The sequence below is a fragment of the Clostridium pabulibutyricum genome (genome assembly GCF_058242705.1).
This window is the reverse complement of the sequence record NZ_JBZAYZ010000009.1, coordinates 42,024-53,901: the sequence shown is the minus strand read 5'-3', so window position 1 is coordinate 53,901 and position 11,878 is coordinate 42,024. Positions and strand designations below refer to the sequence as shown.

Below are 11,878 nucleotides of genomic sequence, written 5' to 3'. Positions count from 1 at the left end.
AAACAGTATGCTATAATAATAAGTTGTGAAAATATTTATACGGAGTGATAAAAATATGCTGGAAAGACTTGATTTTATAGAGAATAAGTATGAAGAATTGTCTATTAAGATAAGTGATCCTTCAATAATAAAGGATCAGAAAGAGTGGCGGAAGCTCTGCAAGGAACATGCGGAGATGGAAACAATAGTTGGAAAATATAGAGAATATAAGAAGGCTAAAAGTGATTTGGAAGACAATAAACAAATGCTGAAGGAAGAAACGGACAAGGAAATGAGGGAAATGGAGCAGGAGGAGATAAAATCCCTGACTTCAAGTATTTCGGATGTACAGGAAGAATTGAAAATTTTACTTTTGCCGAAAGATCCAAATGACTCGAAAAATGTATTCGTAGAAGTAAGGGCTGGAGCAGGAGGAGAGGAAGCGGCACTGTTTGCAGCTGATATTACAAGGATGTATACTAGATATACAGAGAGAAGAGGATGGAGCATTGAGACAATAAGTATAAATGCGACAGACATAGGCGGCTTTAAAGAAATAGTGTTCATGGTAAAAGGTAATGGAGCCTACAGCAGATTAAAATATGAAAGTGGAACGCACAGGGTTCAAAGGGTTCCAAATACAGAGTCCAGCGGAAGAATCCACACGTCAACTGCAACTGTAGCGGTACTTCCTGAAGTTGATGATGTTGATATAGAGATTGATCCTGGTGATGTAAGAATAGATGTATTCAGAGCTTCAGGACACGGTGGTCAATGCGTAAATACAACGGATTCAGCAGTTAGAATTACTCATCTTCCTACAGGCCTTGTAGTATCGTGTCAGGATGAAAAATCACAACTTAAAAACAAGGAAAAGGCCATGAAAGTACTCAAATCAAGATTATATGAGAGGGCCGAAGAGGAAAGAAGCCAGAGTATTGCGGAAGATAGACGAAGCCAGGTTGGAACAGGTGACAGGAGCGAGAGAATAAGGACATATAATTTTCCTCAGGGCAGAATTACCGATCATAGAATAGGGCTTACACTGTATAAACTTGATTCATTTTTAGACGGAGATATTGATGAGGTAGTAGATGCACTTATAACGGCAGATCAGGCAGAGAAAATGGAAAACATGGGCGAATAGGAAATAAATGGGAGGAGTTGAAAACCGCTGTCCTTATTGGAGCGGGATAATATGAATATAGATAAGGCCATAAGAAAGCAAAGAAAATCCTATAGGAGATTTATGCTGTCAATGGGTCTTATTTTTTTTATTTTGCCTGCAGCACTTGTATTTTCAAGAAAAATTTATGCATTCTACATAATTTATCTTGCGATTATAGAAGTTCTAATACTTTTAGCATTTATAATGAAAGTCAACAATGAATTGCTCCTATTTAATTGTGATGGTTGCAGGTTGAAAATAATTCTAGGGGTAAAAAAAAGTAAGCTTGTTTTAACATGCAGGAATGTAATGGCAGTACATGTAGAAAGAGATATTTACAAGGATGATAAAAATATAGAAGTCCCTGACTTTAAAATTATAGTACTGACGGATTCAAAATTCAGAAGCAACAGAATAATACCGGTTAATGTAAACTTCCTCAAGAAGCATTCCTATGCAGCTGGTGAGTACAGCAGACTCAAAAGTATATATCCTGACAAGCAATTTTACTACACTGTAATCAAGAGGGCGGGAATAAAAAAGTATCCGCTTCTCGACTGTATTTATAAGAATTGTGTATATGCACATTTTACTGAAGATGCCATAGACGTGATAAAATTTTACAGAGACAATTCGGGAAGACACAATTTAACTGCAAATAATTATAAATGAGTTCAAAGCAGCATAAATATAGAACATAATTAATTAATATAGGTGATACTTTGGATATTGGTATTACGGGCATAGTTATAATAGGAAGTATAGTGTCGCTTACAGGCACCATGCTTGGGGCAGTACTTGGAGTCGTGGTAAAAAAACCTTCCAGAAGATTTATTGGAACTGTAGTTGGATTTGCAGCAGGACTTATGCTTTCGGTTGTTGTGTTTGACCTCATACCCGAAGCAATTGACAGGTGGAGTTTTACAAATACGGTAATGGGCGCAGTGATTGGATCACTGATTGTTGCAGTAATTGATGGCAAAGTTGTAAAACATGATATGAACAAGCATATGAAAGTTGCATTTATGGCTGCAGTAGGTCTTATGATACATAATTTCCCGGAGGGTATAATAATGGGCTGTGGGTTCAGAGCCGGCGGGAGTCTTGGAATAAAAATGTGTCTTATAATTGCAATTCACGATATACCGGAGGGACTTGCAGTAGCTGCACCGCTTATGTCTTCCAATGTTGGAAAACTTAAAATTTTATTGTATGCACTTGTTACTGCGTCTCCAACAGCTGTAGGAACTTTTTTAGGTGCATTTATAGCAGGAATATCCCAAAATGTATTGGGTATTTGTCTGTCTTTTGCAGCTGGAATAATGCTTTATGTAGTATGCGGCGAGATGATGCCGGAATCATCTAGAACATGGGAGGGCACTTCGAGTACTATCGGGGTTCTGTCAGGTATAATTCTTGGATTGATAATTGTACATGTATTGTAAAAGCAAATATAAACAAAGGTGGTAATCATATGGATACAAAAGTTTGCTTGCTTGATAAGGACAATATAGATGAAGATGTAATAAAGAAAAGTTCGGAAATTATAAGAAAGGGGGGCCTTGTAGTATTTCCAACTGAAACAGTTTATGGTCTTGGTGCAAATGCACTTGATGAAAATGCGGTGAAGAAAATATTTGCAGCAAAGGGAAGGCCTCAAGACAATCCGCTTATTGTACATATATCGGATTTGAAGGAGATAAAACCTCTTGTTAAAGGTATACCGGATGCAGCAAGGAGATTCATGGAAAAATTTTGGCCGGGACCGATGACGATTATACTTCCCAAAACAGATTTAGTTCCTAAAACTACAAGTGCAGGACTTGACAGTATAGGAATAAGGATGCCATCAGACAAGATAGCAAGGGCACTTATAAGCTGTTCGGGCGTACCTGTTGCAGCACCGTCTGCCAATATATCAGGAAGACCCAGCCCCACCGATGTGGAAAGGTGTATAGAGGATCTGAATGGAAAAGTTGACTGTATTCTCGGGGGAGATATGTGTGAATTCGGAGTGGAATCTACTGTAATTGACTGTACGGTTTCGCCAAGCTGTATATTGAGACCGGGAAGAATAACACTTGAAATGCTGAAGGAGATTGAGGAAGATATATATATAGATCCTGCAATAATGGAAAAGCCGGCAAAGAATATAAGACCGAAAGCTCCAGGTATGAAATACAGACACTATGCGCCTAATGCAAAAGTAAAAATAGTTAGAGGCAATTTGGAAAAAACTATTGCAAAAATCAATGAAATGGTGCAGAATTATATAAGTGAAAATAAAAAAATAGGAGTAATTGCCACAGATCAAACTGAAAATTATTATAAAGATGCATTGGTTATATCTCTTGGAAGTAGGAACGACATGATTCAAATTTCCAAAAATCTATTTGAAACCTTGAGAGCATTTGACGACAAGAAGGTTGATGTGATAATTTCAGAGGCGTTTTCGGAGCATGGAGTTGGAGTTGCAATTATGAATAGACTCAAAAAATCTGCTGGTTTTGATATTACGGATGTTTAAAATATTGTTGTTAATTTGAAGAATTAGGAGTGGTTTGGTGATAAAGGTTCTGTTTGTATGTACAGGAAATACCTGTAGAAGTTGTATGGCAGAAGTTATATTCAATCAATCTTGCAATACGGATTATATGCTGGCCTGGTCAGCGGGAGTATCTGTATTTGGCGAAAGTACTGCATCACACAATGCGGTAGAGGTTCTGAAAAAACATCTTGGAATCGATATAGGCGGAAGAAGGGCAATTCAACTTACACGTAATATGATAGAAGATTCATATATTGTTCTTACCATGACAAAATCTATATGCGACGGACTTCGAAGTCAATTTCCTGATTTTGAAGACAAAATATTTAATTTAAAAGAAGTTATTTCACAGGAGGGCGATGTAAAGGACCCTTTTGGTGGTAATATATTTAATTATGAGACTACCTATAATGAGCTTGATTATAGTATTTCACTGTTAATTGGCAGGTTAAAAGAAGATACAGGCATTGCTTAATGTTTCTATCTTCTTTTTTTGCGGGTTTTACATGGTAAAAGTTTATAGATGGTTTCTTATAAAAGTTTTGGAGGTGCTTTGTATGAAAATTGCTTTGGGAAGTGATCACGCAGGTTTCCCTTTAAAGAAGGACATAATGAAACATTTGGAAGAGAAGAACATTGAATTCAAGGATTTTGGAACTTTTTCGGAAGATTCCTGTGACTATCCTGATTATGGACAGAAAGTTGGAGAAGAAGTAGCTTGTGGAAATTTTGAATTTGGTATTCTTGTATGTGGAACTGGTATAGGAATAAGTATATCTGCAAACAAGGTTAATGGAGTAAGGGCAGCACTTTGCGGAGATACTTTCAGTGCTCATGCATGCAGGGAACACAATAATGCCAATGTACTGGCACTCGGTCAGAGAGTTGTGGGACCAGGTCTTGCACTTGATATAGTTGATATATTCCTGAATTCAAAGTTTCTAGGTGGAAGACATGGAAGAAGAGTAGATAAAATTACACAAATAGAAAACAAATATGCCAAATAGAATAAAGGTTCTATTCAGCAAGGAGGAATATGAATGAGTAAGGTAACGCAAATAAAACATCCCCTTATACTTCACAAGATGGCTCTTATAAGGGATAAAAATACAGGATCAAAGGATTTTAGAGAACTTGTGGAAGAAGTGGCTATGCTTATGGCATATGAGGTCACAAGAGATCTTCAGACGGAAGATGTTGAAATTGAAACACCTATATGCAAAACTACATGTAAAATGCTTTCGGGAAAGAAGGTAGCAGTAGTTCCAATACTTAGAGCAGGGCTTGGAATGGTAGGAGGAATGCTCAAACTTATTCCAGCTGCCAAAGTTGGACATATAGGACTTTATAGAGATGAAAAAACACTTCAACCTGTAGAATATTTTTGCAAGTTACCACAGGATATTGGTGAAAGAGATGTAATTGTAACTGATCCTATGCTGGCAACAGGGGGGTCAGCTTCAGATGCCATAACTCTTCTTAAGAGACGAGGAGCAAAGAAAATCAGGCTTATGTGTTTGATTGCCGCTCCAGAAGGAATTGAAAGAGTGCAGAAGGAACATCCGGATGTAGACATATATATTGGGTCCGTTGATGAAAGGCTAAATGAAGACGGATATATAATACCGGGACTTGGAGATGCAGGAGACAGACTTTATGGAACAAAATAAAGCAATTTAAGTTTTAAGGACTCTTGATGTAATTCAAGAGTCCTTAGTTTTAAAAATGCGATGATTTCTTTAAAAAAACGACTTAATAGTTTATAATTATTAATATGTATTTAAACTGAGGAGAAAATTTTTATGAGGAAAGATTGGGACAATTATTTTATGGACATTGCATTTCAAGTGGCAGAGAGAAGTACATGTCCAAGATTACATGTTGGTGCTGTGCTTGTTAAAAACAGAAGAATCAAAGGGACAGGTTACAATGGCAGTCCAAAAGGACTTCCGCATTGTGACGACGAAGGTTGTTTTATGAAAAACAACCATTGTGTAAGAACTATACATGCCGAAGTTAATTGCCTTTTGGAGGTTGCACCTCCAGATAGGGAAGAGGCTTTTTTATATGTTACACACATGCCGTGCCCTGAATGTCAAAAACTTATAATTACATGTGGTATAAAAAGAGTTATATTTTGTGAGGAGTACTCTCCCGAAATCAATTGGTTTCAATATGCACCGCATATTGAGCTGAAACGTATAACGAGGCAGGCATATATGATGGATGAGGAAGGTTAATTCATGGACAATATATACATGTTGGCAATAATTGCAATAATAATTTCTGCTGTACTTACTCCGCAGATGAAAAAAGTCGCAGTAAAATTTGGCATGATTGATGTACCTAAAGACAAGAGGCGTATACATAATAGGCCGATACCGCTTCTGGGCGGATTGAGCATTTATATTTCTTTTGTGATCACACTTATATTAAATAAAGGAATTGTAACAAACGCCCAAAAGGGAATTTTACTTGGAGCAACGGTCATAGTAATTGGTGGACTCATAGATGACAAGTATGATATAAAGCCGTGGTGCAAGCTTATGTTTCAGATAGCATCTTCAATTATTCTAATATGTTTTGGCATAAGAATAAATGTTGTTACAAATCCTATGTCGAATATATATGAATTCATAAATGTAGGAGTTATGTATATACCATTTACTATAATATGGGTGGTGGGCATAACAAATGCAGTGAATTTGATTGACGGGCTTGATGGACTTGCGGCAGGTGTATCGTTTATAGCCGGTACAACTCTTTTTATAATAGCGCTTTTAAATGGAAGAAGTGATGCAGCGCTTCTTACAATTATACTTTCGGGAGCAATACTTGGTTTCCTACCGTATAATTTTAATCCGGCATCCATATTTATGGGGGACACGGGCTCTCAGTTTCTGGGATTCATGCTTGCAGCAATATCTATAGAAGGAGCAATAAAGTCGGCGGCGGCATTTTCGATTGCAGTTCCGATACTTGCGCTTGGAATACCCATATATGATACATTGTTTGCTATGATAAGAAGGAAGATAAACGGCAGACCTATTATGTCGGCAGACAGGGGACATCTTCATCACAGACTGCTGGATATGGGTCTTACACAGCGGCAGGCAGTTGCAGTAATATATTTAATAAGCGCTATACTTGGAAGTCTTTCTGTAATTGCAATGGAGATAAATCCACAGAGGTCATATCTTGTTCTGGGAGGAGTAATCATAGTGCTTATTTTGATAGCGTGGAAAGCCGGGTTTTTCAAACACAGAGAATAAATATTTTTATGAAAATCAATCCTTAAAGATGGGGGAATATTATATGAAACAGTTAAAAACCATTACTATATTTGGGACTAGACCTGAGGCAATAAAAATGGCCCCACTTGTGAAAGAACTTGAAAGCAGGGAATGTATACATAACGAAGTTTGCGTTACAGCACAGCACAGACAAATGCTGGACCAAGTTCTTGCTTTGTTTAGTATAGATCCTGATTTTGATTTGAATATAATGAAGAAAAAACAAACTCTTACAGGAATAACGACGAGAGTTCTTGAGGGACTTGAAAAAGTATTTGAAACTGTTAAACCGGATCTTGTGCTTGTTCATGGAGATACTACGACAACATTTGCAGGGGCGCTTGCAGCCTTTTACAAAAAGATTAAAGTAGGTCATGTTGAAGCCGGACTCAGAACGTATAATAAATATTTTCCGTTTCCTGAAGAAATGAATAGAAAACTTACAGGAGCTATGGCTGACCTTCATTTCTCTCCTACATTGAATTCAAAGCATAACCTTCTAAAAGAAGGAGTATCTGAACAAAACATTTATGTAACAGGAAATACGGTTATAGATGCAATGAATGTAACCGTTGATGACGGTTATGAATTTAACAATAATGAATTGAATGAAATAGATTATAAAACTAAAAAGGTTATAATGGTAACAGCCCATAGAAGAGAAAACTGGGGTGAGGGGATACAAAACATATGTGAGGCTCTTAGAAAGATTGTAGAGGATAATGAGGATGTGGAACTTATATATCTAGTTCATCTGAATCCAATTGTAAGAAATGTTGTATACAAGATGCTTGAAGGTCAGGAAAGGATACATCTGCTTCCCCCTCTTGACACTGATGAGACTCATAATCTCATGAATAAATGCTATATGGTTATGACTGATTCAGGTGGACTTCAGGAGGAGGCACCACATCTTGGAAAACCGGTACTTGTCCTCAGGAGTGTAACCGAGAGACCTGAAGCAGTTGAAGCTGGGACGGTTAAACTAGTGGGTACGTCAAAGGAAGTTATAATTCAAAATGCAAACAAACTCATCAGGTCACAAATTGAATACGATAAAATGAGCAGGGCGATCAACCCCTATGGAGATGGAAAGGCGTCTGTAAGAATTGTTGATGCCATACTTGAGTATTTTGATATCGAAAAGGGAAGATACAAAGATTTTGATTATCTTAGAAATAATAAATAGCTGGGTTTACAGAACATAGCTGGAGGAAATGATTTCCAGCTGTATTTTGTTAAAAAACATTGTCTTTTTTTTAACAAAAATATTGATAAAATTTTAATTATCGGGTATAATGAAATTGTTAACAAGATACTTATATAAAATGTTTATAATTATTAAATTTAAATAGAGAATATAGGAGGATGAATCATGAGAGAAGTAGTTATCGCAAGTGCAGCTAGAACGGCTATAGGTAAATTTGGAGGAAGCTTGAAGAGCATTCCTGCGACTGACTTGGGCGCTATAGTTATAAAAGAGGCAATCAAAAGAGCAAATATCAAACCAGAAGATGTAGACGAAGTTATAATGGGAAATGTATTGCAGGCAGGACTTGGACAAAATCCAGCAAGGCAAGCTCTTATAAAATCAGGAATTCCAAAGGAAGTTCCAGCTTTTACACTTAACAAAGTTTGTGGATCAGGATTGAGATCAGTAAGTTTGGCAGCTCAGATAATAAAAGCTGGTGATGATGATATAATCATAGCAGGTGGAATGGAAAACATGTCAGCGGCTCCATATGTACTTCCAACTACTAGATGGGGACAGAGAATGTTCGACGGTAAAATAGTAGATGAAATGGTAAAAGACGGACTTTGGGATGCATTTTATGATTATCATATGGGAATGACTGCTGAAAATGTAGCTGAAAAATGGGGAATTACAAGAGAAATGCAGGATGAATTCTCAGCATCATCACAGCAGAAGGCAGAAAAAGCAATAAAGAGTGGAAGATTCAAGGATGAAATAGTACCTGTAACTATACATGATAGAAAAAAAGGCGACATAGTATTTGATACTGATGAATTCCCTAGATTTGGAACAACAGCACAGACACTTTCAAAATTAAGACCTGCATTTAAGAAGGACGGCGGAACAGTAACAGCAGGTAATGCATCAGGTGTAAATGATGCAGCAGCAGCAATAGTAGTTATGAGTGCAGACAAAGCAAAAGAACTTGGAATAAAACCACTTGCTAAAATAGTTTCTTATGGTACAAAGGGACTTGATCCTAGAATAATGGGATATGGACCTTTCTATGCTACTAAACAGGCACTTGAGAAATCAAATCTGACTGTAGATGACATGGATGTTATAGAAGCAAATGAAGCATTTGCAGCACAGAGTCTTGCAGTTGCTAAAGATTTGAAATTTGATATGAGTAAAGTAAATGTAAATGGTGGAGCTGTTGCTTTAGGACATCCAATTGGAGCATCTGGAGCAAGAATACTTGTTACTCTTCTTTATGAAATGCAGAAGAGAGATTCAAAATATGGATTGGCTACATTGTGCATAGGCGGTGGAATGGGTACTGCTTTGATAGTAGAAAGATAATTTGAAGATTAAAATTAATAAATGGGAACTTTAAGTATTCCCATTTATTAATTTTTTTTTAGAAAAAATTAATATACTTATTTTTAAAAATTTAGAATAAAATATATAGTTTATATATATATGGATATAAAGTATTCCAAATAAAAATAAAGAAAACGATTAGTTATCAATAGTAAATAAAAAACTTGATTTTTTATTTGCTTTTATTTTAATGAATTTAAAATGAAAGAATTACGGAGATAAATCTAACATTTTTATATATAATATGAGCAAATAAGCGCTATTTACTATAAATCACTTAAAATGTTCGAATATGATGTTGCTACTATAATCGAATTTAGTTATATAATGTTTGTTATAGATTTTAATTAAATTTAAAATTTAGAGAATTTCATTTAACTGACAGTAGGTGAGTGTTGTTTGGAGAAACAGATTAAGTTGATTTTAACCAATGTATTGAAAATTGATATTTTTATTGGAATCGCAATTGGAATTTTGTGTCTCATGTTTTTTACAAATTATACTTTTGCTCTAGTCATAGGATTGTCTGTAGCGTTTGTAAATTTTGTTGCCAACGCGGTAACAACTGGTAGTATATTGGCTGCTGGAAAAGGAAAGCTGTGGATTATGATATCCTCAGCTGTTAGAATAGTTATTACAATTTGTATTGTATTATTGCTATATAGTAATAATAAATATAACTTTATAGCTTTTATAGTTGGATACAGCTTTCATTATGTTGCTGTTATTCTAAATGGATTGCTGACTAAAAAAATCAGGAAGGGGTGATACCTATGAATTTAGATCCCAGTGTGGTGTTTTCTTTTACTTTGTTAAACCATACTTTTGGTGTAAGTACAAGTATTGTCACGCAATGGGTTATTATGGCCATAGTAATTGTATTGGCTTTAATATTAACCAGGAATTTAAAGAAAGTGCCAAGCAAAAGACAAAGTATAATAGAAATGGTAGTGGGATTTATTTATGATTTGATTCATCAAAATATGGGGGATAAGTATAAAAGCTTCGTTCCATTTATAGGAACTATGGGGATTTTTCTACTATTCCTGAATTTAACCGGCCTTGTTGGAATTGAACCTTCAACAAAAGATATTAATGTAACAGCTGGTTTTGCAATAATCAGTTTTGTAGTTATAAATGCAAATGCATTTATGAAAGTTGGAGTCAAAGGATATGCTAAGGAGCTTGTAAGTCCATTTCCGATGATGCTTCCAATGAATCTTCTTGAAAAATTCACACTTCCAATTTCACTTTGCCTGAGGTTGTTTTGTAACATGCTTGTAGGATCTATAATACTTGGGCTTCTGTATGAATTGCTGGTATACTTAAGTCATATTGCTGCATTTGTAATTCCAATACCACTGCATTTTTTCTTTGATATGTTTGATGGTATGATACAAGTGTATATATTTATGATGTTGACCATGATCTATACAAAATTGGGAGCAGATGTTGAATAATCCTCGTAATTTTTACGGGGGGAATTGTATTGTTGTGAACTAAAAAACTATAATTATATTTTAAGGAGGAACAAAATGAATATTGATGCTAAAACTTTTTTAGATGGAATGTGTGCGATAGGTGCAGGTTTGGCTGCAATAGGATGCTTTGGTGGAGGTATTGGTATAGGTAATCTTACAGGTAAGGCAGTTGAAGCAATAGCAAGACAGCCGGAGGAAAGAGGTTCTGTAACATCTACAATGTTTGTAGGCCTTGCATTTGCAGAAGTTACTTCTTTGTATGCACTTCTTGTTGCTATACTTTTATTATTTGTAAAATGGGCATAATGAATATTTCTGTAAGAAATAAGCCTGAAGGGAGGCTTTTAGGATATGAGTGGAAATGCATTTACTATTATAGCAACCATAATAAATTTCTTGATTCTTATGGCCGTACTGAAACACTTTTTCTTTGATAAAGTTAGCAATGTAATTGAAGAAAGAAACAATTCCGTCAAAGAGACTTTGAATAAAGCCGATGCTGACAGGAAAGAGGCAGAGGATCTAAAGGTTCAGAATCAAAAAAATCTTGAGATGTCTAAAGAAAAAGGCAAAGATTTGGTTGAAAACTACAGGGCTAAGGCAGAAAAATTATCTGATAGTATGAAGATGGATGCCATAGCAGAAGCAGACAGTATCAAAACAAGAGCTAAAAAGGATATAGAAAGAGAAAAGAAAAAGGCTGAAGCAGATATAAAAGGTCAGGTTGTAGAACTTGCGGTTATGATGTCTTCTAAAGCTTTGGAAGGTTCTATTGATGAAAATCAGCATAGAAAGCTTATAAATGACTTTATATCTAAGGTAGGTATTTAA

At 35.7% G+C, this 11,878-nt stretch carries 15 protein-coding genes; all 15 read left to right on the top strand.

Features of this window, described 5'->3' with window-relative positions; all coding sequences use genetic code 11:
* Positions 1-55: 55 nt before the first annotated feature.
* Positions 56-1,126 (top strand): peptide chain release factor 1, encoded by a 1,071-nt coding sequence (gene prfA / locus AC4CVH_RS10680; RefSeq protein ID WP_490787744.1) that lies wholly within the window; start codon positions 56-58, stop codon positions 1,124-1,126.
* A 51-nt stretch (positions 1,127-1,177) separates the two neighbouring features.
* Positions 1,178-1,819, top strand: a complete 642-nt coding sequence (locus AC4CVH_RS10675) for a hypothetical protein (protein WP_490787743.1) — start codon at positions 1,178-1,180, stop codon at positions 1,817-1,819.
* A gap of 110 nt (positions 1,820-1,929) precedes the next feature.
* A complete protein-coding gene (locus AC4CVH_RS10670) occupies positions 1,930-2,592 on the top strand; it encodes a ZIP family metal transporter (protein ID WP_490787821.1) in 663 nt (220 codons plus the stop codon).
* A 29-nt stretch (positions 2,593-2,621) separates the two neighbouring features.
* Positions 2,622-3,674, top strand: a complete 1,053-nt coding sequence (locus tag AC4CVH_RS10665; protein WP_490787742.1) for an L-threonylcarbamoyladenylate synthase — start codon at positions 2,622-2,624, stop codon at positions 3,672-3,674.
* Positions 3,675-3,711: 37 nt separating this feature from the next.
* Positions 3,712-4,170, top strand: a complete 459-nt coding sequence (locus tag AC4CVH_RS10660; protein WP_490787741.1) for a low molecular weight protein arginine phosphatase — start codon at positions 3,712-3,714, stop codon at positions 4,168-4,170.
* A gap of 82 nt (positions 4,171-4,252) precedes the next feature.
* Entirely contained in the window at positions 4,253-4,702 is a 450-nt protein-coding gene (gene rpiB / locus AC4CVH_RS10655; RefSeq protein WP_490787740.1) for a ribose 5-phosphate isomerase B, read from the top strand.
* A gap of 33 nt (positions 4,703-4,735) precedes the next feature.
* Positions 4,736-5,365 carry a uracil phosphoribosyltransferase gene (upp, locus tag AC4CVH_RS10650; RefSeq protein WP_490787739.1) on the top strand — a complete coding sequence of 210 codons (630 nt, stop codon included), beginning with the start codon at positions 4,736-4,738 and terminating at the stop codon, positions 5,363-5,365.
* 132 nt (positions 5,366-5,497) lie between these two features.
* Positions 5,498-5,935 carry a deoxycytidylate deaminase gene (locus tag AC4CVH_RS10645; RefSeq protein WP_490787738.1) on the top strand — a complete coding sequence of 146 codons (438 nt, stop codon included), beginning with the start codon at positions 5,498-5,500 and terminating at the stop codon, positions 5,933-5,935.
* 3 nt (positions 5,936-5,938) lie between these two features.
* A complete protein-coding gene (locus tag AC4CVH_RS10640; protein WP_490787737.1) occupies positions 5,939-6,967 on the top strand; it encodes an MraY family glycosyltransferase in 1,029 nt (342 codons plus the stop codon).
* 43 nt (positions 6,968-7,010) lie between these two features.
* The gene (gene wecB / locus AC4CVH_RS10635) at positions 7,011-8,177 is read left to right on the top strand and encodes a non-hydrolyzing UDP-N-acetylglucosamine 2-epimerase (RefSeq protein WP_490787736.1); all 1,167 of its coding nucleotides are present in this window, start codon (positions 7,011-7,013) and stop codon (positions 8,175-8,177) included.
* 186 nt (positions 8,178-8,363) lie between these two features.
* Positions 8,364-9,545 (top strand): acetyl-CoA C-acetyltransferase, encoded by a 1,182-nt coding sequence (locus tag AC4CVH_RS10630; RefSeq protein WP_490787735.1) that lies wholly within the window; start codon positions 8,364-8,366, stop codon positions 9,543-9,545.
* Between the two features lie 420 nt (positions 9,546-9,965).
* A complete protein-coding gene (locus AC4CVH_RS10625) occupies positions 9,966-10,334 on the top strand; it encodes an ATP synthase subunit I (RefSeq protein WP_490787734.1) in 369 nt (122 codons plus the stop codon).
* Positions 10,335-10,339: 5 nt separating this feature from the next.
* On the top strand, positions 10,340-11,026 hold the full coding sequence (locus AC4CVH_RS10620; RefSeq protein WP_490787733.1) for a F0F1 ATP synthase subunit A: 687 nt from the start codon (positions 10,340-10,342) through the stop codon (positions 11,024-11,026).
* 75 nt (positions 11,027-11,101) lie between these two features.
* Complete coding sequence (gene atpE, locus AC4CVH_RS10615; protein ID WP_490787732.1) at positions 11,102-11,353, top strand: ATP synthase F0 subunit C; 252 nt, start codon at positions 11,102-11,104, stop codon at positions 11,351-11,353.
* 45 nt (positions 11,354-11,398) lie between these two features.
* Positions 11,399-11,878, top strand: a complete 480-nt coding sequence (locus AC4CVH_RS10610; protein ID WP_490787731.1) for a F0F1 ATP synthase subunit B — start codon at positions 11,399-11,401, stop codon at positions 11,876-11,878.

What these genes read in the sequence shown, in the direction of transcription:
- AC4CVH_RS10640 (WP_490787737.1), top strand. Translation starts at nt 5,939, where the DNA reads ATGGACAATATATACATGTTGGCAATAATTGCAATAATAATTTCTGCT.
- AC4CVH_RS10620 (WP_490787733.1), top strand. Translation starts at nt 10,340, where the DNA reads ATGAATTTAGATCCCAGTGTGGTGTTTTCTTTTACTTTGTTAAACCAT.
- wecB (WP_490787736.1), top strand. Translation starts at nt 7,011, where the DNA reads ATGAAACAGTTAAAAACCATTACTATATTTGGGACTAGACCTGAGGCA.
- rpiB (WP_490787740.1), top strand. Translation starts at nt 4,253, where the DNA reads ATGAAAATTGCTTTGGGAAGTGATCACGCAGGTTTCCCTTTAAAGAAG.
- atpE (WP_490787732.1), top strand. Translation starts at nt 11,102, where the DNA reads ATGAATATTGATGCTAAAACTTTTTTAGATGGAATGTGTGCGATAGGT.
- AC4CVH_RS10665 (WP_490787742.1), top strand. Translation starts at nt 2,622, where the DNA reads ATGGATACAAAAGTTTGCTTGCTTGATAAGGACAATATAGATGAAGAT.
- upp (WP_490787739.1), top strand. Translation starts at nt 4,736, where the DNA reads ATGAGTAAGGTAACGCAAATAAAACATCCCCTTATACTTCACAAGATG.
- AC4CVH_RS10675 (WP_490787743.1), top strand. Translation starts at nt 1,178, where the DNA reads ATGAATATAGATAAGGCCATAAGAAAGCAAAGAAAATCCTATAGGAGA.
- AC4CVH_RS10670 (WP_490787821.1), top strand. Translation starts at nt 1,930, where the DNA reads ATGCTTGGGGCAGTACTTGGAGTCGTGGTAAAAAAACCTTCCAGAAGA.
- prfA (WP_490787744.1), top strand. Translation starts at nt 56, where the DNA reads ATGCTGGAAAGACTTGATTTTATAGAGAATAAGTATGAAGAATTGTCT.
- AC4CVH_RS10630 (WP_490787735.1), top strand. Translation starts at nt 8,364, where the DNA reads ATGAGAGAAGTAGTTATCGCAAGTGCAGCTAGAACGGCTATAGGTAAA.
- AC4CVH_RS10645 (WP_490787738.1), top strand. Translation starts at nt 5,498, where the DNA reads ATGAGGAAAGATTGGGACAATTATTTTATGGACATTGCATTTCAAGTG.
- AC4CVH_RS10610 (WP_490787731.1), top strand. Translation starts at nt 11,399, where the DNA reads ATGAGTGGAAATGCATTTACTATTATAGCAACCATAATAAATTTCTTG.